General features: G+C 46.6%; 23 protein-coding genes. 12 read left to right on the forward strand and 11 right to left on the reverse strand.

What is annotated here, in order from left to right:
• Positions 1-5 precede the first annotated feature (5 nt).
• The 3 genes from ribH (at position 6) to thiL (ending at position 1,980) form a co-directional block, all read left to right on the forward strand.
• Positions 6-485, forward strand: a complete 480-nt coding sequence (gene ribH / locus ACXAC1_RS10075; RefSeq protein ID WP_133564389.1) for a 6,7-dimethyl-8-ribityllumazine synthase — start codon at positions 6-8, stop codon at positions 483-485.
• Complete coding sequence (gene nusB, locus ACXAC1_RS10080; protein WP_475061374.1) at positions 485-964, forward strand: transcription antitermination factor NusB; 480 nt, start codon at positions 485-487, stop codon at positions 962-964. The genes ribH and nusB overlap by 1 nt, the downstream gene beginning before the upstream one ends.
• Positions 965-1,029: 65 nt before the next feature.
• Positions 1,030-1,980, forward strand: a complete 951-nt coding sequence (gene thiL / locus ACXAC1_RS10085) for a thiamine-phosphate kinase (RefSeq protein WP_475061375.1) — start codon at positions 1,030-1,032, stop codon at positions 1,978-1,980.
• 48 nt (positions 1,981-2,028) lie between these two features.
• Here thiL and ACXAC1_RS10090 read toward each other — a convergent pair whose 3' ends face one another.
• Together ACXAC1_RS10090 and ACXAC1_RS10095 are read right to left on the reverse strand one after the other, a co-directional pair.
• Positions 2,029-2,838, reverse strand: a complete 810-nt coding sequence (locus ACXAC1_RS10090; protein ID WP_475061376.1) for an amino acid ABC transporter permease — start codon at positions 2,836-2,838, stop codon at positions 2,029-2,031.
• Positions 2,839-2,846: 8 nt separating this feature from the next.
• Positions 2,847-3,635: a transporter substrate-binding domain-containing protein gene (locus tag ACXAC1_RS10095; protein ID WP_475061377.1), complete on the reverse strand. Its 789-nt coding sequence runs from the start codon at positions 3,633-3,635 to the stop codon at positions 2,847-2,849.
• A 180-nt stretch (positions 3,636-3,815) separates the two neighbouring features.
• Between ACXAC1_RS10095 and ACXAC1_RS10100 the strand changes: the two genes are divergently transcribed.
• The 7 genes from ACXAC1_RS10100 (at position 3,816) to ACXAC1_RS10130 (ending at position 11,671) form a co-directional block, all read left to right on the forward strand.
• Positions 3,816-4,649: a hypothetical protein gene (locus tag ACXAC1_RS10100; RefSeq protein WP_475061378.1), complete on the forward strand. Its 834-nt coding sequence runs from the start codon at positions 3,816-3,818 to the stop codon at positions 4,647-4,649.
• On the forward strand, positions 4,646-5,116 hold the full coding sequence (rimI, locus tag ACXAC1_RS10105) for a ribosomal protein S18-alanine N-acetyltransferase (RefSeq protein ID WP_475061379.1): 471 nt from the start codon (positions 4,646-4,648) through the stop codon (positions 5,114-5,116). Before ACXAC1_RS10100 ends, rimI begins: the two co-directional genes overlap by 4 nt.
• 12 nt (positions 5,117-5,128) lie before the next feature.
• Positions 5,129-5,680, forward strand: a complete 552-nt coding sequence (locus ACXAC1_RS10110) for a DJ-1 family glyoxalase III (protein WP_475061380.1) — start codon at positions 5,129-5,131, stop codon at positions 5,678-5,680.
• Between the two features lie 250 nt (positions 5,681-5,930).
• Complete coding sequence (gene carA / locus ACXAC1_RS10115) at positions 5,931-7,061, forward strand: glutamine-hydrolyzing carbamoyl-phosphate synthase small subunit (RefSeq protein WP_475061381.1); 1,131 nt, start codon at positions 5,931-5,933, stop codon at positions 7,059-7,061.
• 17 nt (positions 7,062-7,078) lie between these two features.
• Positions 7,079-10,297: a carbamoyl-phosphate synthase large subunit gene (gene carB, locus ACXAC1_RS10120; RefSeq protein ID WP_475061382.1), complete on the forward strand. Its 3,219-nt coding sequence runs from the start codon at positions 7,079-7,081 to the stop codon at positions 10,295-10,297.
• Positions 10,297-10,773 carry a transcription elongation factor GreA gene (gene greA, locus ACXAC1_RS10125; protein ID WP_133564367.1) on the forward strand — a complete coding sequence of 159 codons (477 nt, stop codon included), beginning with the start codon at positions 10,297-10,299 and terminating at the stop codon, positions 10,771-10,773. Before carB ends, greA begins: the two co-directional genes overlap by 1 nt.
• 169 nt (positions 10,774-10,942) lie before the next feature.
• Positions 10,943-11,671 (forward strand): SDR family oxidoreductase, encoded by a 729-nt coding sequence (locus ACXAC1_RS10130; protein ID WP_475061383.1) that lies wholly within the window; start codon positions 10,943-10,945, stop codon positions 11,669-11,671.
• A gap of 7 nt (positions 11,672-11,678) precedes the next feature.
• On the opposite strand, the gene ACXAC1_RS10135 is transcribed toward ACXAC1_RS10130, so the two are convergent.
• The 9 genes from ACXAC1_RS10135 to dksA form a co-directional block, all read right to left on the reverse strand.
• On the reverse strand, positions 11,679-13,979 hold the full coding sequence (locus tag ACXAC1_RS10135) for a bifunctional diguanylate cyclase/phosphodiesterase (RefSeq protein WP_475061384.1): 2,301 nt from the start codon (positions 13,977-13,979) through the stop codon (positions 11,679-11,681).
• Between the two features lie 345 nt (positions 13,980-14,324).
• A complete protein-coding gene (pgi, locus tag ACXAC1_RS10140; RefSeq protein WP_475061385.1) occupies positions 14,325-15,971 on the reverse strand; it encodes a glucose-6-phosphate isomerase in 1,647 nt (548 codons plus the stop codon).
• 31 nt (positions 15,972-16,002) lie between these two features.
• On the reverse strand, positions 16,003-16,854 hold the full coding sequence (gene panC / locus ACXAC1_RS10145; RefSeq protein ID WP_133564359.1) for a pantoate--beta-alanine ligase: 852 nt from the start codon (positions 16,852-16,854) through the stop codon (positions 16,003-16,005).
• Complete coding sequence (gene panB, locus ACXAC1_RS10150) at positions 16,851-17,678, reverse strand: 3-methyl-2-oxobutanoate hydroxymethyltransferase (protein ID WP_475061386.1); 828 nt, start codon at positions 17,676-17,678, stop codon at positions 16,851-16,853. The genes panC and panB overlap by 4 nt, the downstream gene beginning before the upstream one ends.
• A 3-nt stretch (positions 17,679-17,681) precedes the next feature.
• Complete coding sequence (folK, locus tag ACXAC1_RS10155; protein WP_475061387.1) at positions 17,682-18,170, reverse strand: 2-amino-4-hydroxy-6-hydroxymethyldihydropteridine diphosphokinase; 489 nt, start codon at positions 18,168-18,170, stop codon at positions 17,682-17,684.
• Positions 18,171-18,173: 3 nt separating this feature from the next.
• Positions 18,174-19,604 (reverse strand): polynucleotide adenylyltransferase PcnB, encoded by a 1,431-nt coding sequence (gene pcnB / locus ACXAC1_RS10160; RefSeq protein ID WP_475061388.1) that lies wholly within the window; start codon positions 19,602-19,604, stop codon positions 18,174-18,176.
• A 534-nt stretch (positions 19,605-20,138) separates the two neighbouring features.
• Positions 20,139-21,560, reverse strand: a complete 1,422-nt coding sequence (locus tag ACXAC1_RS10165; RefSeq protein ID WP_475061389.1) for a sigma 54-interacting transcriptional regulator — start codon at positions 21,558-21,560, stop codon at positions 20,139-20,141.
• A gap of 64 nt (positions 21,561-21,624) precedes the next feature.
• On the reverse strand, positions 21,625-22,506 hold the full coding sequence (gene gluQRS, locus ACXAC1_RS10170; protein ID WP_475061390.1) for a tRNA glutamyl-Q(34) synthetase GluQRS: 882 nt from the start codon (positions 22,504-22,506) through the stop codon (positions 21,625-21,627).
• 3 nt (positions 22,507-22,509) lie between these two features.
• Positions 22,510-22,944, reverse strand: coding sequence for an RNA polymerase-binding protein DksA (gene dksA / locus ACXAC1_RS10175; RefSeq protein ID WP_475061391.1), 435 nt, complete (start codon positions 22,942-22,944; stop codon positions 22,510-22,512).
• Between the two features lie 162 nt (positions 22,945-23,106).
• On the opposite strand from dksA, the gene ACXAC1_RS10180 reads away from it, so the two are divergent.
• A complete protein-coding gene (locus tag ACXAC1_RS10180; protein WP_475061392.1) occupies positions 23,107-24,273 on the forward strand; it encodes an aminotransferase class I/II-fold pyridoxal phosphate-dependent enzyme in 1,167 nt (388 codons plus the stop codon).
• 120 nt (positions 24,274-24,393) lie between these two features.
• On the forward strand, positions 24,394-24,816 hold the full coding sequence (locus tag ACXAC1_RS10185) for an RDD family protein (protein ID WP_475061393.1): 423 nt from the start codon (positions 24,394-24,396) through the stop codon (positions 24,814-24,816).
• The last annotated feature ends 14 nt before the right edge of the window (positions 24,817-24,830 follow it).

Genomic DNA, 24,830 nt, shown 5'->3' on the forward strand with positions numbered 1-24,830 from the left:
CAAATATGAGCGATATTAAGACTTATGAAGGTCATTTCGCAGCACCTGGCGCAAAATTCGCGCTTGTCGTTGGCCGTTTTAACAGCTACATCGTAGAAAGTTTAAAAGAAGGTGCCATCGATACCCTAGTTCGCCACGGTATCAAAAAAGAAGACATTACTGTGATCTATGCACCGGGTGCATTTGAGATCCCAGTTGTGGTTAAGAAAGTAGCTGAGCAGAACCAATACGATGCTATCGTTGCCCTAGGCGCGGTGATTCGTGGTGGTACGCCTCACTTTGAATACGTTGCTGGCGAATGTGTTAAAGGTCTAGGCCAACTAGCGCTGCAATTTGGTGTACCGGTTTCATTCGGTGTGTTGACGGTGGATACCATCGAACAAGCGATTGAGCGTGCGGGTACCAAAGCAGGCAACAAAGGTGGCGAAGCTGCCTTGTCTGCACTAGAAACTGTTGCGGTATTGCGTGAGTTGGAAGGCAAATAATGAGCGATCAAGACAAGGCGAAAAAGCCAAAGAAACCTTCACGCTCACAACTACGTAGCGCATCGCGCTCGTTTGCATTGCAAGCACTTTACCAGTGGCAAATGAACCACTCATCGGTAAACGAAATTGAAGCTCAGTTCGCGGTTGACCACGACCTGAGCAGCTGTGACAAGACTTACTTCCGTGAATTGGTTTATGGTGTTGCGTCTAAGTCAAAAGCACTAGATGAGCAATTCGAAGTATTCCTAGACCGTCCTCTAGCGGAATTGGATGCGATCGAATTAGCAACACTGCGTATCGGTACTTTCGAATTGGTAGAACGTCTAGACGTACCATACAAAGTAGCGATCAACGAAGGTGTTGAGCTGGCAAAATCGTTCGGTGCGAGCGAAAGTCACAAGTATGTGAACGGTATCTTAGACAAACTAGCGCAGCGTGCGCGTCGCGAAGAAATCGCCGCTCGCCGCAACGCTAAGTAATCGACATACCGATTTAGAAAAGCCATCAAACGATGGCTTTTCTTTTATCTAGCCTAGGAAAAGCGATGCAAGAGTTTGAGTTAATCCGTTCTATATTCCAATCGTCGATCATGGCCAAGACCGAAGGTCGTTCAGATATCCTGCTGGGTATTGGTGATGACTGTGCCCAAGTGATGGTGCCGGAAGGTCAGAGTCTCGTGTTCTCTATGGATACCTTGGTAGAAGGGCGACACTTCCCGTTTGATGCAGACCCTGCTGATATTGGTTATCGAGCGGTGGCGACCTGTGTCAGTGACTTGGCGGCTATGGGCGCAAAACCTGCATTCTTTACTCTCGGTTTGACCTTGCCTGAGTCCGATCCCCAATGGCTGGCAGGATTTGCCGAAGGCATGGCGGAACTGGCAGAACCTATCGGCCTTTTGCTGCTTGGCGGTGACACGACTAAAGGCCCGTTAACCATTACCTTGCAAGTGCATGGCTACATCGAGCAGGAACTGACTCCTAAAAGAAGCCAAGCTCAAATAGGTGATGATATTTATGTCACTGGAACGTTAGGCGATGCGGCAGCCGCTGTGCCGATCGTGACCGGTGAGCTGCATGTTAATACTGAGCGCTTTGATTACTTTTATGAACGCTTTTGGCGTCCTAATCCGCGCCTGATTGCGGGTATGGCTTTGAAACGTATCGTCCACAGCATGATGGATATCTCGGATGGTATTGGTCAGGACTTACAGCACATTACACGTGCTTCAGGAGTAGGGGCGAGAATAGACTTTAATGCCTTGCCTGTCTCTGAAGCGCTCATGAATTGGCAGCCGGACAGTGCTCGCATACTGGCACTAACGGGTGGTGATGATTACGAGCTGTGCTTCACGGCTCCGAAATCGGCTCGAGAAGACATTCAGTTGATCCTACAAACTTTGCATCTGCCTTGTACACGCATCGGTGAAATCACAGAATCTGGTTATGAGATTGAAGGCTATGATGGAGATGTGTCTGGCTGGCTACACTTTTAACTGTATTGGCAAGCATCCTCTCACCTAAGAGTAAGAGGGTGTTGCTCATTACCTTTTGTGTTCGTGTCTTCTTAAATATTGTTCTAAACCGCGAATCATCAAGGATAGGCTGAGGGTTAAAATCAAATACATAAACGCGACGACGTTGTAGGTTTCAAAGAACTGAAACGTGGAGGAGCTGTACACTTTGCCTAGCTGGGTGATGTCTTGCACTCCGAGTACGGAAACCAGAGAGGAATCTTTGATAAGCGCAACAAAGTCGTTGCCCAGTGGCGGTAGGATTTTACGTAATGCTTGCGGCCAAATGATCAATCGAAAGCGTTGCCAACCGTTTAATCCCAGTGCTTGAGCTGCTTCAATCTGTCCTTTACTCACTTCTTGGATGCCCGCACGGAACACTTCTGCGATAAAAGCACTGTAGCTAATAGACAGGGCAAAAATAGCACGCCAAAGTAGCGTAAAATCTCGAGTTCGTGCCTTGTCCAGCCAACCTTGTTCAATAGGCCATTGCAGCATCCAGTTATAAAGTTTGACCAGCTCTGGAGCACCTACGAAGGCGATGTAAAACAAAAGCACTAAAACGGGAACGCCGCGAAGAATCTCGATATAAAATCGCGAGAACTCTCTTACAGCACGCCATTTAGAAAAGCCTGCCAAAGCGATGAGAAGGCCAATGATCGAGGCCAGCACAAACGCCATAAGGGTCACGCCGATCGTGGTTAGTAGGCCTTGCCCTAAGGTATTGGCTATCTTTTGATAGCTTTCATCCGCAATGATATTCCAAGCTAACAGCGCAGCGAGCACCACGGTGGCAACAAGCCACCATGGTAATTTTTGCATAGAGGATTTAAATGCCATGTGGAAGGTTACTGGTTGTAGTCAAAAAACCATTTTTGATTGAGCGCGTCCATAGTGCCATCTGCTTTCATAGCCTTCAACGCGGCATTTACAGGCTCAACCAAGTCTGAGCCTGGCGTGAAGATAAAGCCAAACGCTTCCGAACCTAGGGCATCACCGACCACTTTAAAGGCACCAGGGTTTGCACCCATGTAGCCGCGAGCGGAGGTGCTGTCCATCAATACTGAGTCAACGTCACCCGTCTTGAGAGCTTGAACCGATGCGCCAAAGGTTTCAAACAGGCTAATACGCGGATTAGCTTCGTTGCCATCTAGAACATCGTAAACCGCAACATAGAAGTTGGTTGTGCCAGGCTGTGCGCCAAAGTATAGCTCATCATCCGCTGCAAACTCTTTGGCATTGGTAAAACGATCTTCATCGGCGCGGACGAGCATAAATTGCTCAGACACCATATAAGGTTCTGAGAAATCAATTTGAGCGGCGCGTTCTTCATTGATCGTGATGCCATCCATCCCCACGTCGTATTGGCCTTCTTTGACCGCTTGGATCATGGTGTCCCAGCTGCTAAGTTGCCAATCAACTCTAGCGTTTAGGCGTTTCGCCACTTCATTGAAGGCATCGTATTCCCAGCCGATGCCTTCTCCTGTGTCTGGGTCCACAAAGTTTAATGGTGTGTAGGCGTTTTCTGTAACGGCTACGATAGTGCGGCCTTTCAGGTCGGGTAGAGTGTCTGCCTGAGATGGCATAGCAAGGCTAAGCAGCATGGCGCAGGCTGCGCTTAGGATTGGCTTTTTCATAGTGGACCTATAGATTGATTGGGGTGATAAATTGGATGCAAGAATTATACGCATCTGTTGCATGACGCTCCACGCTATCTTGACACTTTGGTCAAAAAACTTGTTTAGGGGATTGTTTGGCGCTTATGTAGCTGAGTGCGTATAATCGGGGGCATTCACTTTCTCCTTAAGGGGCCGCTCGTGTCACGCGAACTTTCTCAACATCATGCATTTCAAACACGCTGTTTAGCGGATTTAGGTGTGGTGAGTTGGTTTCAACAGGATGAACCTGTTAATGGTGCTGTCTGGCTGGCCCCGAATCCATGGCAAATGCCTGAAAATGTGGCGGTCAGTTCCCCTTCGATGCCAATCCCTGAATTGGACATGGAGGACGAAACATTCACTCCCCACCAACCTTCTGCCCCTGTTGTCCCAGTAGATGAGAAACAAAAAGATGCATCTGTTGCGAATTTACGTCGACAACTTGATGCAGGGCCGGAAGTCATTGTTGAAGATCTACAACCGATTGAGGAAGAGATCGCTCCTATCCAAGCACCTGTCGCAGAGGTGGATATCGCAGGTGCACGCTTACCAATGCCAGTGCATTTGTGTGCCTATTGGTTGGCTGAGCAGCTTTTGATCATTACTGACTTACCCCGTTCATTTGCTGACCAAGAGGCATTAGATAAACTGTCCCTGAGTCTTGCCAAAGCACTGCTTAAACAAGATATCTCAGCTTGGCAATCGGCTCACTTTCAATGGCCAGGAAAGCTGACAAATCGCCATTTGATGGCTCGAGTGGACTGGGCTGCGGGTGGTTTTGAGCAGTTTATTACAAACCAGCTGGATGCGGCGTTGCCTGCTAAGTTGATTGTCGCAGGGGAGCAAAGTAGCGCTTACCTTAACGAGCTTAATGAACAGCACCCGTTGCGCCATATCCCGACCGCAAATGTCCATAGTTTACCGCAGATGTTACGTATACCTGAGCTTCGTAAGGAAGCGTGGGGCGTGATGCAGTCGAGTTTTTCATCATGATTCAAGATCAACAGTCAGTGCCTGTTTTACGTGCGGCTACCCAAGCGGACAGTTCAGCTATCTACGAGTTAGTAAACTCTTCTGATCCCCACCCGTGGCGACTCTCTTTGATCGAAGAGGTGTTACACAGTCGCCATAATTGGCTTCTAGAATGTAGAGAATCTAGACAGATAGTGGGGTGGCTCACGGCATCGATGATGTTTGAACAAACAGAGCTTGAACTGGTGGTAACGGATGTTCATCGACGTCGACAAGGGTTAGGGCGAGCCTTATTAGAGCAATGGTTGGATTGGTCGAAGCAGCAGGACTGTGAAGAAGCTCTGTTGGAAGTGCGAGAGTCCAATCTTGGTGCGATAAAGCTTTACTTGCTACTTGGATTTGAGCAAGTAGGTATCCGCAAAAATTATTATCCTTTAGATGAGGGCGGCAGTGAACACGCTGTCCTCATGACATGCAAATTGAAATAAGTGAGAGAATCCATGACGACTGTATTAGTTCCAATTGCCAATGGCAGTGAAGATATCGAAGCAATCACCATCATTGATGTGCTACGTCGTGGTGGTGCGGAAGTCACCGTGGCGAGTGTCCATGAAGAAAAGCAAACCCAAGCAGCGAATGGTACGAATATCGTAGCGGATGTGTTGTTAACCGATGTGGCTGAGCACATGTATGACGCGATAGTACTACCAGGTGGTATGCCTGGAGCAGAGCATTTGCGAGACTGCAAACTGCTGATTGATATGCTGGAAAAACATGATATTCAAGATGCATTGCTCGCTGCTATCTGTGCTTCGCCAGCAGTAGTATTTGGTACTCACGGTTTTGTTATGGACAAACAAGCAACCTGTTACCCAGGCTTCGAAGAGGGTCTGAAGGGAGCTGAGTACATTGCGGATCAACCTGTTGTGATGGACGACAACATCATCACAGGACAGGGGCCAGCGATGGCGATGGCATTCTCGCTGGCTGTTTTGGCGAACCTTCAGGGAATTGAGAAAACCCAGGAAGTCGCACAAGGCCTGCTTTGCTAATTGCTTTAATCTTGTCTAAATGGTCAGCTAAAAACGGCTAAAAATCGCCAAAGTTTACAGTTTAATAGGGTCTTTTATATGGACGCTATCGTCATATAAGAGTAAAATTGGCCAGATTTATTTAGCCGTAGCGGCTCATCAAATAGCAGTAGTTTTGCTACGACATCAGCATGATTTTAATAAAGCGAGGTGGACCACGAGTTTACCTCGCTTTTTTGCAACCTAAAATAGGCTCTAACGGGAGGTTCCTTTGGCAACATCAGCGATTCTTGCTCTGGAAGACGGCACAATATTCAGAGGAGTGTCGATCGGGGCAGATGGCTCCTCAACCGCAGAGGTTGTATTTAACACCTCTATGACCGGTTATCAAGAAATTCTTACCGACCCTTCCTACGCTCGACAAATGGTCACTTTGACCTACCCTCACATTGGTAACACTGGCGTTAACGCCGAAGATGAAGAATCTAACCAAGTATGGTGCTCGGGCCTGATCATCCGCGACTTACCTTTGCTAGCAAGTAGCTGGCGTAAGCAAGAATCTCTTGATGCTTATCTTAAGCGCAAGGGTGTTGTAGGTATCGCCGATATCGATACGCGTAAACTGACTCGTATCCTGCGTGAAAAAGGCGCACAAGCTGGCTGTATTATGGCTGGCGATAACATCAACGAAGAAGAAGCCGTTGCACAAGCAAAAGCTTTCCCTGGTTTGAAAGGCATGGATCTAGCCAAAGAAGTGACGACTGAGAAATCTTACGAGTGGTCGGAGTCTACTTGGGATCTTGTAAACGGTCACACTACGCCAACCGAATTCCCATTCCACGTAGTGGCGTACGACTTCGGCGTGAAAACGAACATCTTGCGTATGCTTGTTGAGCGAGGTTGCCGCTTGACAGTTGTACCTGCGAAAACACCAGCAAGCGATGTGCTAGCTCTTAACCCAGATGGTGTTTTCCTATCGAATGGTCCTGGTGACCCAGAGCCATGTGATTACGCGATCACTGCGATCAAAGAAATCCTAGAAACTGAAATTCCCGTTTTCGGTATCTGTCTAGGACACCAGTTGCTTGCTCTAGCGAGCGGTGCGCAAACGGTGAAGATGAAGTTTGGTCACCACGGTGCAAACCACCCTGTGCAAGACATCCAATCTGGCCGTGTCATGATTACCAGCCAGAACCACGGTTTCGCCGTAGATGAAGCAACGTTGCCTGCAAATCTTGAAGCGACTCACAAATCATTGTTTGACGGTTCTCTACAAGGTATAGCGCGTACTGATAAGAAAGCGTTTAGCTTCCAGGGTCACCCTGAAGCAAGCCCAGGTCCACACGATGTGGCGCCGCTATTCGATCAGTTCATTGAAAACATCAAAGCAACGAAAGCCTAAGCGAGAACGAGAAGACTATGCCAAAACGTACTGACATAAAAAGCGTCTTAATCTTAGGTGCTGGCCCGATTGTCATCGGTCAGGCCTGTGAATTTGACTACTCAGGTGCGCAAGCCTGTAAAGCCCTTCGTGAAGAAGGCTTCCGAGTAATCCTTGTGAACTCGAACCCTGCAACCATCATGACAGACCCTGTTATGGCGGATGCAACCTACATCGAGCCGATCGAGTGGCAAACGGTTGAAAAGATCATCGAGAAAGAGCGTCCAGATGCCGTTCTTCCTACTATGGGTGGTCAAACAGCGTTGAACTGTGCCCTAGATCTTGAGCGTCACGGTGTACTAGAAAAGTACAATGTTGAAATGATCGGTGCGACAGCAGATGCAATCGACAAAGCGGAAGACCGTCACCGTTTCGACGAAGCGATGAAAGCAATCGGCCTAGAATGTCCGCGTGCGGGTATCGCGCACAATATGGATGAAGCTCACCAAGTTCTAGATGAAGTTGGCTTCCCATGTATCATTCGCCCATCTTTCACAATGGGTGGTACCGGTGGTGGTATCGCTTACAACATGGAAGAGTTCGAAGAGATCTGTACTCGTGGTCTTGATCTTTCTCCAACTAACGAGCTTCTAATCGACGAATCTCTAATCGGTTGGAAAGAGTACGAGATGGAAGTGGTTCGTGACAAAAACGATAATTGTATCATCGTTTGTGCGATCGAAAACTTCGATGCCATGGGTGTTCACACAGGTGACTCGATCACTGTTGCACCGGCTCAGACTCTGACTGACAAAGAATACCAAATCATGCGTAACGCTTCTTTGGCGGTATTGCGTGAAATCGGTGTCGAAACAGGTGGTTCGAACGTTCAGTTCGGTATGGATCCTAAAACGGGTCGTCTAGTCGTGATCGAGATGAACCCTCGTGTATCTCGTTCTTCTGCGCTAGCGTCTAAAGCAACAGGCTTCCCAATCGCTAAAATTGCTGCGAAATTGGCGATCGGTTACACCCTTGATGAGCTACAAAATGACATCACTGGTGGCCTAACACCAGCGAGCTTCGAGCCTTCAATCGACTACGTTGTAACGAAGATTCCTCGTTTCACATTCGAAAAATTCCCAACAGCAAACGACCGTCTGACGACTCAGATGAAGTCGGTTGGTGAGGTGATGGCAATCGGCCGTACGTTCCAAGAATCTATGCAAAAAGCATTGCGTGGTCTGGAAACAGGTTCTGATGGCTTTAACCCACAACTTGATCTTGCTGACGAAAGCAGCAAAGAGAAGTTGCAGCGCGAATTGAAAGCACCTGGTGCAGACCGTATTTGGTACATCGGTGATGCGTTCCGTTCAGGCATGAGCGTTGACGAAGTGTACGAAGTAACCGGTGTTGATCCATGGTTCCTTGTGCAAATCGAAGACCTAATCAAAGAAGAGCAAGCGCTTGAAAACGCAGGTCTTGCGGATCTTGATTATGACTACATGCGTCGCCTGAAACGCAAAGGTTTCTCTGATGCACGTCTTGCATCTCTACTAAGTGTTACTGAGAAGTCTCTTCGTGAGCGCCGTTACCTAGTCAACGTACACCCAGTGTACAAGCGTGTAGATACTTGTGCGGCTGAGTTCGCATCAAACACTGCGTACATGTACTCAACGTACGAAGACGAGTGTGAAGCTGCACCAAGTGACAAAGAAAAAGTCATCATCCTAGGTGGTGGTCCGAACCGTATTGGTCAAGGTATCGAATTCGACTACTGCTGTGTACACGCGGCCCTAGGTTTACGTGAAGACGGTTTCGAAACCATCATGGTTAACTGTAACCCTGAAACCGTTTCGACTGACTACGATACCTCTGATCGTCTGTACTTCGAGCCAGTTACACTTGAAGACGTACTAGAGATCGTTCGTACTGAGAAGCCAACAGGTGTTATCGTACAGTTCGGTGGTCAAACACCGCTTAAGATTGCTCGTGCTCTTCAAAACGAAGGCGTGCCAATCATCGGTACAACACCAGAAGCGATCGACCGTGCGGAAGACCGTGAGCGTTTCCAAAGCATGATTCAGCGCCTAGGCTACAAGCAGCCTAAGAACGCGACTGTTCGCTCAACGGAACAAGCGATCGTTAAAGCGGCTGAAATCGGCTACCCACTGGTTGTACGTCCATCGTACGTACTAGGTGGTCGCGCGATGGAGATTGTTTACAACGAGAAAGAATTGACTCGCTACATGACGTCTGCCGTAAAAGTGTCAAACGACAGCCCAGTACTACTTGACCACTTCCTAAATTCAGCGATCGAGATCGATATCGACTGTATCTCTGATGGTGAGCAGGTAGTAATCGGTGGTATCATGCAGCATATCGAGCAAGCGGGTGTTCACTCTGGTGACTCTGCATGTTCTTTGCCTCCATACTCATTGCCAGCGGATATCCAAGACGAAATCCGTGAAATGATCAAATGTATGGCACTTGAGCTTGGTGTAATCGGTCTGATGAACACTCAGTTAGCAGTTCAAGACGGTGAAATTTACGTCATCGAGGTTAACCCTCGTGCATCGCGTACGGTACCGTTCGTGTCTAAGTGTATTGGTCGTTCTTTAGCGCAGCTTGCTGCGCTAGTGATGGCTGGTAAGACCTTGGCTGAACTTGGCTTTACTGAGGAAGTGATTCCTGATTACTACAGTGTGAAAGAAGCAGTCTTCCCATTCAACAAATTCCAAGGTGTTGACCCAATTCTTGGCCCTGAGATGAAATCGACGGGTGAAGTGATGGGTGTTGGCGATAGTTTTGCCGAAGCCTTTGGTAAGGCTGTGCTAGGTGGTGGTACTGTATTGCCAACATCAGGCCGTGCTTTTATCTCTGTACGTGACCAAGACAAACCAGGAGCGGTTGAAGTAGCGAAGCGCTTGGCTGGACTAGGTTTTGATCTAGTGGCTACAGGTGGTACAGCGAAGTTCCTTGCTGACAGTGGCGTTGAAGTGAAGAAAGTAAACAAAGTAAACGAAGGTCGCCCACATATCGTTGATATGCTGAAAAATGGTGAAATCGCTTACATCATCAACACGACATCGGGCACGCAAGCGATTGCAGACTCTTCTGTGATTCGTCGTACAGCGCTTCAAGGCAAAGTTTGTTACACCACGACCCTAGCGGGCGCGGAAGCAACTAGCCTAGCAATCAGCCGTAAGAATGAAGAAATCACAGTCAGAAGACTACAAGATTTGCATTCGGGGAAATAATGAAAAAAGTACCGATGACAGTGGAAGGTGAAACACGTTTACGTGAAGAGCTTAACCACTTGAAAACAGTTGTTCGTCCACGTGTGATCGCAGACATTGCGGAAGCACGTGAGCACGGTGACCTGAAAGAGAACGCGGAATACCACGCGGCTCGTGAAGAGCAGGGCTTTTGTGAAGGTCGTATCTCTGAGATCGAAGGTAAGCTTTCTGACTCACAGGTTATCGACGTAAAGACGATCCCACACACAGGTAAAGTGATCTTTGGCACCACAGTGACGTTGTTCAATGTGGATACCGAAGAGACGGTTACCTACAAAATCGTGGGTGATGATGAGTCTGATGTGAAAGCGAAGAAGATCTCTTACGCTTCACCGATTGCGAAAGCAATCATTGGCAAGATGGAAGGCGACGAAGTCGCGATTAAGATTCCTGCCGGTGAAGTGGTCTATGAAATCGAAACGGTTGAACACATCTAGTCATTTATACGGCTAGTATAAAAACGCCAAGAGGGAAACTTCTTGGCGTTTTTTTATGTGTGCTCAAAAAAGCATTACTTCTTGCGGTTTTAGTAGCATAACCTTAGGGGCCAAGAGGCTGATAATAGATGCTCACATAATATTGCTAAGAATAAAAAAGGGCTTAGGTATGGGCTATTCACTTGAAGGAAAAAATGCGGCAGTAACTGGTGCTGCATCAGGTATTGGTTGGGCTAGTTCAAAAGCTTTGCTTGAGGCAGGGGCCACGGTGGTGCTTGTGGACCGTGATGCCAAAGCCCTAGAGCGAGTTTGTACAAGTTACGATAAAGCGATTCCATTAGTGATCGACCTACTTGATACGCAAGCGTGTAAAACCCTCATGTCAGGCATTCTTGAGCGATTAAATGGGACGCTGGATATTTTCCATGCCAATGCGGGTCTTTATGTTGGTGGTGACTTAGTGGATGCTGATCCTGATGACATAGATCGTATGCTAAACCTGAATATCAATGTGGTGATGAAAAACGTTAGAGATGTGATTAAGCATATGTCACCGAATAAAACGGGCGATATCATTGTCACCAGCTCGCTTGCAGCACATTTCCCAACCCCTTGGGAGCCAGTCTATGCGTCATCCAAATGGGCTATCGATTGCTTTGTGCAAACCACTCGCCGCCAGGTCTTTAAAGATGGGCTTCGAATCGGCTCCGTCTCGCCAGGACCTGTGATTACCGCTTTACTGGATGACTGGCCACAAGAAAAACTGGATGAAGCCAAAGCGTCAGGTAGTCTAGTCGAAGCCAAAGAGATTGCTGAGATCATCTTGTTTATGCTGACAAGGCCACGTGGTATGACGATCCGAGATGTGGTGGTGATGCCAACTAACTTCGATCTGTAAGCGTACTTTATAGGGGGCCGCCCTTATCGCCGCTTAGCAAATTTTTATTTTCCAGTATAAACGCTTTCAGGTCATCGACTTTAAGTGGCTTTGAGAAGTGATAGCCTTGGAAAATGTCACACTGTAAATCGGTTAAGACTTGTCTTTGCTCGTCGGTTTCTACCCCTTCGACAACCGTGGTGATGTTCAGTCTTCTAGCAATAGCAATAATGCCTTCTACCATAGCCAGTGTGTTGCTATTAGTTGTTATGTCGTCGACAAAACTCTTATCTATTTTGAGTTCATCAATCGGTAGTTGATTCAGCAAACTCAAGGATGAGTAGCCAGTACCGAAGTCGTCTAGAGAGATGCGGATGCCCTTTCTACGTATTTTTTCCATCAGTTGTTGAATACCGATTACATCATCGATAAAGAGGTTTTCTGTGACCTCCAGAACAAGTTCGACGTGAATAAAAGTATGTTTCTCTATTAATTCAATTAATCTGTCAAAGAACTCGTTATGCTGGAATTGACGTACAGAGATATTGATTGAAACAGTGACTGGTAGACCTGTCTCTTTTTTAATCTCTTTCATATCAGTAAACGTCTGCTCAATAATAAATTCGCCGATAGGTAATATTAGGCCACAAGCTTCAGCCACAGTAATAAACTTATCTGGCGCTACAAATCCTAGTATCTTATTTTCCCAACGAACTAAAGCTTCCACTCCAAATGAACAGCCATCACGACGAATTTGTGGCTGATACATCATATACATCTCATTCTGCAACAGGGCTTGTTTTAGCTCTTGCTCAATTTGTGCGCGGTATTTATAAGCTTGCTTAAAGTCTTCTCTAAAGAAAGTGATGGTGTTGCGAGTTTTCTTCGCTTCATACATAGCAAGGTCGGCATAACGCTTAAGTTCGTCAAGATTTTTCCCATCTTCAGGGAAAGCGGCGATACCAATGCTGGCACTCAGTACAAAGCGATAGTCACCGATCGGCGCTGGCACAGCTAAATTGCTCTGAACCTCTTTGCAGAATGAGCGAACGCTATTTTCACTTTTATCAAATGTCACAATAATAAATTCATCACCACTGTAACGTACCAGGATGTCTTGCGGGCTGACTAAAGACTGTAATCTTGCAGCCACCAAGCACAGCACCTGATCACCTATTTCATGCCCATAACCATCGTTGATGGCTTTAAAATTGTCCAAATCTATAAAAATGAGATAGTAAAGGTCGTGTGTTTTCATTGCAGCGATCTGCTGATCCAAATAGAAGCGATTGTGCAACACAGTTAAATAATCATGGTTAGCTTGGTGTTCCAGCGCGTCTTTAATGCGTTTTTCATTGGTGGCTATGCCTCTGAATAGCATATAGATGAGTAGTAATGAACCGGCAAAAATGCCAATGAGAGCTTGCAGTTCTTTTAAGAACAAGCTCATAACATATCTGTTATCTAATTTAAGTTCCGCCCACAAGTCGTATCTGGGGATATAACGACCTACGGCTTTGCTCGCTGGGCCTGGTTGTACACTGGTAGTAATGAATTCCAGTTCCTTCGCTTTAATTTCTGCAATGCTCAGGCCTATCTGTTCTTCCAATAAGTTGAATGCGTTATCAAGATTTGCTTGAGGGATTTGATAGTTATAAATCTCAGGGTCAAGCTGATGATGAGACAGAACGATCTGAGTATAGTTGTCATTGCCACGATAGAAGTAGAGATTGCTGTTGTTTTGATTGCTTTTGCCTTCGAAGAAGAATTTAAATCCTTTTGGAATATCTATTACAGTGGACAGTACGAATAACACATTGCCATCATCATCAATAACAGATTTGCGCAGTGGGAAGGCGATAGTTTGCAATACCTTGCTTTGATAAGTACGACCCAGCACCATTTTGTTTGATTCGAGTGTTTGCTGGAAGCTTTCACGGTTTTCTGGCTGTGAGAGTAAATTGAAGTTCGGCGGTAGCTTTACGCCAGATGAAGCAACATACACGTCGCCATGAGGTGAAAATAGTCCTACTCCAACCATGGAGTTATCTACTTCCACGACAGAATCCATCACTTTTTGAATGGTATCCTTATCGGCTAACTCGCCATAGGCAATCACTTGTTTGGCAACCAAGTTGAGTAGGACTTCGTACCTGCTTAAAATGGACTGCATGGAGTTAGCGGTCAGTGCCATCAGTTTTTTTTGCTCGGAGGTGTATTCCTCATAGACAGTCTGATAGCTTACGAAAGTTGCAGCACCGAAAAACACTAACCAAATGCTGGCGGTCAGGTAAAATGCTGCCCAGATATTTTTTTTAATTAAAGCCATTCAAGCCCCACTCTGAATCAGCAATTGAATACATATAAGTGACTGAATGGAAATTTAGTGATGATATAACAAACAAAATTCATCTAGTGCTTAAGCGTCCTTACTAACCTTTCACTAGATTAACAGCGCTAAAGCCTAACTGCGCAGCTAACAATACTGTCACTTCTGAGAAGAAAGTCTTAATAGTTACGAAAAATATAGACGCTTGGATTTGAAAGAACCATTTTGTTTGGTGTGCTTGTTGTGTGATTGTGTAAAGCTTTGTTGCGTGCCGCTTAAGGAAGGTAGAATGAAAAAAACACCAGCAGTAGCTGGTGTTTTTTTAGGGTGGGGTAGTGCCTAAGATTAGGACTGAGCTTTTTTGAACGCGTCAATCAGTGCTTGAGTAGAAGCGTCTAACTTAGAATTATCGCTATCGCTTACCAGTCGATTGTAGATGTCGGTGCCCAACACTTTACCTAGCTCTACACCCCATTGGTCGAAGGAGTTGATGCCCCAAATAGTGCCTTGAACAAAGGTGCGGTGTTCGTATAAAGCAATCAAAGAGCCTGTAGTGAACGGCGTTAGTTGCTCTGTTAGCAAGGTGTTGCTTGGACGGTTGCCAGGAATCACTTTATGCGGTGCGATGGCAGCCACTTGTTCTTCCGTTGCACCCGCATCACGCAGCTCTTTCTCAGCTTGTTCTAAGCTTTTGCCCACCATCAGTGCTTGTGACTGACTTAGGCAGTTGGCAAACAGCTGTGCATGATGGTCTGCAACAGGGTTGTGGGTTTTCAATGGTGCAATGAAATCCACTGGTACAAGACGTGTGCCTTGGTGTAAAAGCTGGTGATAGGCATGCTGACCGTTGGTGCCGGCACCGCCCCAAATAATTGGGCCTGTGTCAGTTGCTACGCCTGAGCCGTCAAGTAAATTGGCTTTGCCGTTACTTTCCATATCCAATTGTTGAATGTGTGCAGGCATTGCGCGAAGGTAGTGGTCGTATGGAATCAGAGCGTGGGTTTGTGCGTTATGGAAGTTGCTGTACCACACACCGAGTGCACCCATGATCACCGGAAGGTTTTCTTCAAGTGGGGCTGTTTTGAAGTGTTGGTCCATGGCATGAGCGCCATCTAGCAGCTCATAGAACTTGTCCATACCAACTGCTACTGCAATTGGAAGACCGATAGCAGACCATAGAGAGTAGCGTCCGCCAACCCAATCCCACATAGGGAAAATGTTCTCTTCTGCCATGCCGAATTTAACGGCTTTTTCGACGTTGGAGCTGACCGCTGCAAAGTGCTTCTTGATGTCTGCATCTGGCACGCCTTGATCAATACACCAAGCGCGGGCGGCGTTGGCGTTGTAAAGGGTTTCTAAGGTGCCGAATGATTTCGAAGAGACAATAAATACCGTGGTCTCAGCATTAAGAAGCTTCAACTTCTCTGTAATGTCAGAACCGTCAATGTTCGCAACAAAGTGAACATTGATGTCATCTTTTTTGTAAGGTGTGAGGGCTTCAGCCACTACTTTTGGGCCAAGGTAAGAGCCACCAATACCGATGGAAACAACGTCGGTAATCTTCTTGTCGGTGTAGCCTTTCCATTCACCGCTGTGTAACTGTGCGACAAACTTTTCCATCTGGTTTAGGGTGCTGCGTACTTCTTCTAGAACATTGACACCATCGACCATTAGAGAATCTTGAGCTTGGCTTGCGCGTAGGGCCACATGTAACACGGAACGATCTTCCGTATTGTTAATGTGGTCACCATGGAACATGCCTTGGATAGCAGGTTTCATACCCGCTTGTTCAACCAGTTCAAGCAGCAGTTTCATGGTGTTGGCGTTGGCACGGTTCTTAGAGTAATCCAGTGTCCATCCGGCCGCGGATGCTTTGAAAGACTCGGCACGTGTCGAGTCATCAGCGAACAGCTCAGTCATTTTTACTGAAGCCATTTCCTGCTGATGTTGCGCCAGCGCTTGCCACGCGGAGTGTTGCGTTGGTGAGCTCATGACAATCTCCCTAATTTGAGTGTAAGAGTTATTACGGCAGTTCAACGGTTAAGTTGTCGATCAGCCGCGCTTTGCCTAAATAGGCTGCCACTAGAATAACCAGTCGCTTCTCTTTCTCTGATGGTGTTAATAAGTCGTGTTGTGCACGTATTTCAAAGTAGTCGCGCTTAAAACCCACTGCTTCAAGCTTCTGTTGAGCTTGTTCACAAATGTCTGCGTAACTTACGTGACCTTCTAGGATTTGTTGCTTTGCCCATAGAAGGGTTTGATAAATCGTTGTTGCGGTGTTGCGCTCAGCTTCAGTCAGGTAACCGTTACGAGAGCTAAGGGCCAGGCCTGATTCAGCACGGGCAATGTCCACACCTATAATCTCAACATTGGAGCTTAAATCACGCACCATGTCTTCGATGACTTTTAATTGCTGGTAATCTTTATTACCAAATATCGCACAGTCTGGCATGACAATGTTAAAGAGTTTTGTCACAACCGTGGCCACACCAACAAAATGCCCAGGTCGAGTGGCTCCACAAAGGATATCAGACAAGCCTGTGACTTCAATTTGAGTCTGGCTGCGTTTGCCATCTGGGTACATTTCTAACGCAGACGGAGCAAATAGAAAGTCACAACCATTGCTTTCAAGCAAGGCTTGGTCTTCTTTTAATGTACGTGGGTAGCGCTCTAGATCTTCATTGGCAGAGAACTGCATAGGGTTGACGAAGATCGAGGAGACCACGACGTCACCTTCTTTGCGGGCGCGACGAATAAGGTCCATGTGGCCTTCGTGCAAGTTTCCCATGGTCGGCACAAAAGCAATGCGTTTGTCTTGTAGGCGTTCGCTTTTTAAGGCTGTGCGAAGTTCAGCAACGGTATGGAATGTTTTCATGCGTCAAATGTATGCTCTGGTGCAGGGAAAGTGCCGCTTTTCACTTCTTCAACGTAAGCAGCAAAGGCTTGTTCAATCGTGCGTCCTTCGGTCAAAAAGTTTTTCACGAATTTTGCTGGTCGTCCCATGTTGACGCCTAGCATGTCGTGCATCACCAATACTTGCCCATCTGTTTCAGAGCCAGCGCCAATGCCGATAACAGGCACCGAAACTGCTTCGGTTAAACTTTTACCTAAGGCGCTTGGGATGCACTCATATAATAAGATGTCTGCACCAGCCGCCACCAATTCTAACGACTCTGCTAGGATCAAGTCTGCTGCTGCTTTGTCCTTTCCTTGTACTTTATAGCCACCAAGCTTGTGTACCGCTTGCGGTGTTAAGCCTAAGTGGGCACACACAGGAATGCCACGCTCAGATAACAAGCGAACGGTATCGGCCAGCCAGCTACCGCCTTCCAGTTTCACCATGTTGGCACCCGCTTGCATAAGCTTGGCTGCGTTTTCCAGTGCTTGGTTTGGAGTGCTGTAACTCATAAAAGGCATATCAGCCAAAATAAAAGCGTGACTATTGCCGCGCTTGACTGCTGCGGTGTGGTAGCACATGTCTTCAATGGACACTGGAAGCGTACTGTCTTGACCTTGCACAACCATGCCTAGAGAGTCACCGACTAAAATGGTTTCGACTCCTGCTTGGTTCATGGCGTGAGTAAAGGTGGCATCGTAACAAGTTAGACAGCTGAACTTTTCACCTTCTTGCTTCATTTTCTGTAGCTTCGATAAGGTAATCGGACGCGTCGGCTTTTTCGCAGTAGTATCTGAGTACATGGCTTATTCTTCTTTGATTAATACCAAGTCGCTGGTATCAAGTTGACTAACGTGCTCTGCCACGGTTTTGCCATTGTGCAGAAGCATTTCAGGCGCTAGATCAAGCAGGGGACGGATCACGAACCCGCGCTCTAGCATAAATGGATGTGGAACGGTCAGCCTTGGCAAGGCGAGGTTGTCATTGTTAAACAGTAAGATATCTAGATCAAGAGTACGTGGCCCCCAGTGGCGCTCACGAATACGTCGGTGATCTTGCTCGATGCTCTGCAAAAGGTCGAGCGTCGCGATGCCATCGAGTGTGGTTTCAAATCGAGCCACAGCATTGGTGTAATCCGGTTGATCTTGTGGGCCAACCGGTTTGCTGCCATAAAGGCTTGAAACTTGAAAGTTTGCAATGCTTGGGTGATTTGATAGCTGTTCAATGGCGCTTTTTAACTGCGCTAAAGGGTTATCTAGGTTACTGCCTAGGCCAATATAAACCACATTATTCATTGTTTATGACTCTTGAGAATCGGATGGACGTTTGGCGTTGCTCTTACGGCGGCGCGGACGGCGTCGTTTGGGTTTGCTGGCCTCATTTTTGCGACCATCGGCTTGATTAATAAGGTCTCTTTGTTGATTCTCAGGAGACTCTTGGAATTCGGTCCACCAAGTGCCGAGCCCGCCTAAATCTGTGCCGCTTTGCTCACGGATCAATAGAAAGTCAAAAGCAGCTCTGAAACGCGGATGGTGCAGCAACGTAAAGGCGCGTTTGCCGTAGCGCTTGGGTAGACGGAACTGTAGATCCCAGATTTCACGCATAGGTGTTGAGAAGCGGCGCGGAATCGCAGTAGAGGCAACCTGGTTGTCTAATACCATGGTGGCAGCTTGGTGTAGCGCTGGAAGCTCTGGCAACCCTTGTTTAGAAAACTCTTCGTGACGTAACGCCACGCTTGGCCACATTAGGATGGCATATAAGAAATAGGGCGCGGTACTCTTTCCACCTTGGATACGTGTATCTGTATTGGACAGTCCCTGTAGGATGAAAGCATCTGGAGTGATGTCTTTACGCTGCCAACCGCTGTTTAGCAGAGCATCTGTGTCAGGGAATAAGTATTTAAACAGCCCGTACTCACGAAGTAACTGGAAGGTTTTTACGCCATAACCACTGCCGAGTAGTTTTAACACTTCTTCAAATAAGCGAGCAGGTGGAATGTGATCCAGTAAGTGTGCCATCTCTTTGATCGGTGCTGCCGTATTGGCTTCAATATCAAAGTTAAGTTTTGCGGCAAAGCGCACGGCACGTAGCATCCTGACAGGGTCTTCTTGATAACGTTGTCGTGGATCTCCGATGATGCGGATTTGACGCTTGTCGATGTCCTCTAAACCGCCGCAGTAGTCGTTGATAGAGAAGTCGGCAATGTTGTAGTAGAGCGCATTGAAGGTGAAGTCACGACGCTCTGCATCTTCTTCAATCGAGCCGTACACGTTATCGCGCAAAATAATGCCATGTGATGAACGAGCGGTATCTTTGCCTTTCAATGATTGGCGCTTGTCAGTGTCTTCAACTTGTGCAGCGCTGTTGGCGCGAAACGTAGACACTTCAATAATCTCACGACCGTAGGTCACATGAACCAGCTTGAAACGGCGGCCAATCAAGCGAGAATTAGAAAACAGTGCGTGGGCTTCCTCTGGCGTGGCATTGGTTACCACATCAAAGTCTTTGGGTTCGATACCGATTAAGTGGTCGCGAATACAGCCGCCAACCAGGTAGGCATCAAAACCTGCTTCGTGGAGGCGGTAAAGAACTTTTAGCGCATTGGGGCTAATGTTCTTTCGAGAAAAAGAATGATCGTCTCTCGGGATTTCAAGAGGGAGTTGTTGAGACTCGTCTGAGCCAAATAAGGATGTCGCTTTACGAACCAAAGACCTAAAACCTGCAAGCATTATTTAAAATTCAATAATTGATGGGTTTGGTTATTCTACACGGCAAAGGGTAGAAGATACACGGTTTAAAAATTCAGACTGAAACAAGAAATAGAGATAGTAGAAAAGAATAGCTAGAGAGGCGAAAATAAAATAATCGCTTTGGATACATGAAGATACTAGTTCCGAAAACAAAGTTCGTGCTGCTTCTGCAGTTCTACTCAAGTTTTATTTTTATTATTGCATTGTTTTCATTGCCTTGCGGCTGGCATATCTAAAAAAATCAATTATCCAAAGCGATTTTCCATCCACAGCCTCAAATTTTTATTTTTATTTGAAGAGGCTGCGGTGTTCCTTTGTTTTATTTTTGTTTTAGGAACGTTACACAATGATCAACTTATTTTTATTATCGTCAATCTTGTTATCGTTGTGTCTATTATAAGGCATTAGTTGTGCCAATTTTTTCAATGTGCTGAAAAGTAAGGATTTTTTGAAAATGTTGTGCACTTTTTTTACGATTTTGCGATAATTTTTTGGGTGCTTTAGTAACATTTGTTACTTTTGTTCTGTTACTTTTCTGGGCACGCCAAGTTTTTGGCGCCTTTCCCAAAGGCTTTTTCTAGAAATGCCCAGCGACTGTGCAAGCTGGGTTTCAGTCATGTTATGTTGGTGCGTCAATACAAAATGCTTGAAGTAGTCGTCTAGCGTGGTGCCCTCAATTGCAAAAGGGGAGGAAGTGGCTTGAGCGGTCGTATTATGTGTGCTTTTTGTTGCGGCCTGATGACGCTCATTGCGTTTTAATTTTAAGTTATGCGCTTCGAGCTTGCCTTCAGGGCTTAAAATAACGGCTCGTTCTAAAGCGTTCTCTAGCTCTCGTACATTGCCTGGCCATGAGTGTTCGCGGATGGCTGCATCGAAGGCCTTATTGTAATGAGGTATGGGCTTGTCATGCTTTTTACAAGCCTTCTCCAAAAGAGTTTTAGCAATCAAGGGAATGTCATCACCACGCTCTCGCAACGGAGGCACGCTGAGTTCCATTACATACAATCGGTAATAAAGGTCTTCACGAAACATCCCATTCTGAACCATTTGCAATAGATTTCTGTGAGTGGCAGTGACCAGTCGGATGTTGACTTTAGTTGAGGTGACCGCGCCAACTCTGCGAATTTCACCCTCCTGTAATACCCTAAGTAAGCGCGCTTGGGCTTCAAGTGGTAATTCTCCAATTTCATCAAGGAAAAGAGTACCGTGATCGGCGGCTACGATGAGGCCATCACGAGCGGAGACGGCACCGGTAAAAGCACCTTTCTCGTGACCAAACAGCTCTGACTCTATTAGATTTTCAGGGATAGCGGCACAGTTAACACTGATGAGCGCATGATCTTTGCGTTTTGATAAATTGTGAATGGATTTGGCGACCAACTCTTTACCTGTACCGGATTCTCCGTGAATGAGAACGGTGGCATCGGTCTTGGCCACTTTTAAAAGCTCATCGAATAGGGTGTGCATGGCTGGGCTGTTGCCAATAATGCCGCTTTCAGGAGTGCCTAATGGTGGTGTTTTGGGCTCAGTCACTTGGTTGCCAAATAGACTGATTTCTGGCTCTACTGTTTTGCTAACCGTCGCATTGTTTGATTTGGGCTTTTCAAGGGCCTCGATAACTTGTGCAAGAACCGTATCTGGGTCGGTTGGTAGCGGAATAAAGTAGTGAGCCCCTTTTGCCATGTACTCTACTGCTGCATTTAAACTGGGGCGTTGGTCAAATACGATGAATGTATAAGGTTGAATGATCTCCAGTGCGTCATCAGTCAAAGCATCGGCGTCGACTAGAAGAAGCTCAAAGTCCTCTAATTCGTAGTACTTGCTGGCCTGCTCAATTGATTGGCTAATGTTGACGTGAAAGCCGTTTCTGCTTAACCAGCGATCGACCTCTTTTAGCGGTGAATATTCGCTACAAATCACCATTACATGATACATCGTGTCACCCCTTGTAACTTGATGTAACGATTATACCCATAATGGGTGGTAGCGCGAGTGTCGATTAGCGTATTAGGGCTTGATCGTTTTCTGACAAAGAGAGGTTGGCTTGCGTTAATTGTTGACGCGACCAGCGCTCGGTCGCCCAAACCAGTAATTGAGCGATAGAGTAGTCGCTTGGAATATCTTTGAAACCTAAATAATGCAGCACACTGCTCAGCACTTTAGGCTCAGCATTGGGTATCGCTTTGGCGTGATTTTGTTTGCTGATCTTATCGCCGTTCTCATTAATGATTAATGGTAGATGGCAAAGCCTAGGTGATTGCCAGTCAAATTGTTGATACAGCCAAAGCTGCTGTCCGGTGGTTTCTAATAAGTCCGCACCACGAACAATATCACTGATGTTTTGTACGTGATCATCCACTACCACAGCCAGTTGGTAGGAGAAATAATCATCCTTACGCTTTAATACAGGGTGGTTTAGTGGTTGGCTGACATCGAAGTGTTGCGGCCCTTGAATGGGGTCTGTGAACTCAAATATCCCAATATCACATTGAGCACGCCAAGAATGAGGTTGCAGAGCATCGCTGTCGCAGCGTTTGGGGTGCAGTCCTTGAGTGCTTTTAAGTGAGGCTCGTGTACATTGGCATGGATACACTAAATTCTTCGTTATTAGTGCTTCTAAGTAATGCTGATATAAGTCGTAACGATCAGACTGAATGAGAATGGTTTCGTCTGAGAAAAGCTCGTAGCTGTGTAGGGTTTCAATAATGGCGTGTTGGTTGTCAGTTGAGCAGCGCGAGCCGTCAACATCTTCGATGCGGATTAACCATGTACCTTGCTGTTGGCGAGCATCGAGATAACTCGCAACGGCGCTCAGTAACGAGCCGAAATGAAGCGGACCGGTTGGCGAAGGGGCAAACCGGCCTCGATAAGCATTAGGCATGTCTTAATTGCCGACTTGCTTCTCTTTAATCTCTGCTAGTGTTTTGCAGTCGATACACATGGTCGCCGTTGGGCGCGCCTCAAGGCGGCGAATGCCGATCTCGATACCGCATTCATCACAAAAGCCGTAGTCGTCTTCGTTGATGCGTTCGATGGTTTGGTTGATTTTTTTAACCAATTTACGTTCACGGTCACGAGCACGAAGCTCTAGGCTGAACTCTTCTTCTTGACTGGCACGATCGTTCGGGTCGGCATAATTCACAGCTTCTTCTTGTAAGTTGTGTACCGTACGATCAACCTCTTCCATTAGGTTTTGCTTCCAGTTGAGAAGGATGCTTTTAAAATGCGCCAATTGATTTTCGTTCATGTACTCTTCCCCTTCCGCCGCAACGTAAGGAGTAAAGTCTTTCATCAATGATTCAGGGTTTTTACTTGGCATAGTCTTGCCTCACTTCCCAGGTGTTCCTTGTGGTAACCTGTTTACATTAAATTAAGGTGGTTTAATTTTTCGGGCGGAAACTTATCAGATAATTTGCGGCAGAACCACATTTTTTGCGCAAAAAGTCGATTCTTTTCCAAGCATGTTTAACGAAATTAGTGAATGAGTATGCAGAGATTAGCAAAACGCGTCGAGCAAATCGCGCCATTTCAGGTGATGGCGGTAATGGCTCGGGCGAAACAATTACAGGCCGCTGGTGAAGATGTGATTCATTTAGAAGTAGGGGAACCTGACTTCTCAGCGCCAGAGGCTGTTAATGAGGCGGGCAAAGCTGCCATTAGTGCTGGTAAAACGGGTTATACCGCTGCGACAGGGCTGCCAGAGTTGCGTCATGCGATCAGTGAGTTTTATCAACAGCGCTATCAGGTCAATGTCGCGCCTGAGCGCATTATTGTGACGCCTGGTGCCTCAGGGGCTCTGTTATTACTCAGTTCATTGATGGCAGAGGTTGGTTCTGAGGTATTGATGCCAGATCCATGTTATCCATGCAATCGCCACTTCTTATTACAAGTGGGTGCGAAAGCGCGCATGCTTGAATGTACTAGCGTAAATAACTTTGAAATTGATTTAGACTCGCTTGCTGCACAATGGCGCGAGCAGACCACTGGGTTATGGCTAGCATCGCCTGCCAACCCAACTGGTTCTGTGTTATCACCCGGTTATGTTGCTAAAGCGTGGGACATCGTGCAGCAGCAAGGTGGCCATTTATTAGTGGATGAGATTTATCAGGGCTTGGTATTTGACGGTGAAGATTTTACGGCGTTAAGTATTAGCGACGACATTTTTGTGGTGAACAGCTTTTCAAAATACTTCGCCATGACTGGCTGGCGCTTAGGATGGATTGTGGTGCCTGAGTGGGCGATTGAGGGGGCGACTAAATTAGCGCAGAACTTATTTATCTCCGCTTCATCGGTAGCACAGTATGCTGCTTTACGCGCTTTTCAGCCGGATGTGTTAGAGGAGTGTGAAGCGCGACGTCAAACTCTAGCTAAGCGACGAGTAACCTTGATGAAGGGGTTACAGTCATTAGGTCTGCCTATTGCTTCGGCACCGCAAGGGGCTTTTTATGTCTACGTAGATGTGTCGAGTATCACGTCCGATGCCATGCAGTGGTGTTTGGACTTGTTGCAAAAGGAGTTTGTAGCATTAACGCCAGGTGCAGATTTTGGCATGAAAGATGCCCACAAATACGTCCGATTTGCTTATACCTGCGACTGTGAGCGTATTGAGCAAGCATTGGAACGAATAAAACGTTTTATTCAAGCGTAAGCCAATTTATTGACCTTAATCGTGTTCTTCTGAGGTTTTTTAAAAGCCGCTTCAAATGCGCATTATTACTCTGCATTATAGTTTGCTATATCGTTTAGCATGTAAGAGTGAAGAGACATAATGCGCAAAGTTCACTTATGGCGTCGCTTGGCGGCAGCCTTTTACGACTCTCTTTTATTGATTGCCCTGTATTTTGTGGTTGGCTGGGTCGCTGTAATGGCGAATGACGGTGAAGCAGTGGAAGGCTTCTGGTTGTTCTGGCTGTTGCTGTTAATCGCTTGGGGCTTCTTTGTGAAATTCTGGCGTTACCCTGGTCAAACGTTGGGGATGCAAGTTTGGAAGTTCCGTGTGGTACAAGAAAATGGCACGCCGATTACAATGCGTCAAGCAACGGCTCGCTACGTGTTTGCGATGGTGTCTTGGTCGTGTTTCGGGTTAGGTTTTTTGTGGGCCTTTATCGATAAGAATCATCAGACTTGGCACGACAAGCTTTCTCAAACGCACTTAGAGTTTATTGACCACAAACAACGAGATCTGCCATAGATCTCGCTGTTTTC

The sequence above is a fragment of the Marinomonas sp. AWM4_232 genome (assembly GCF_056158325.1).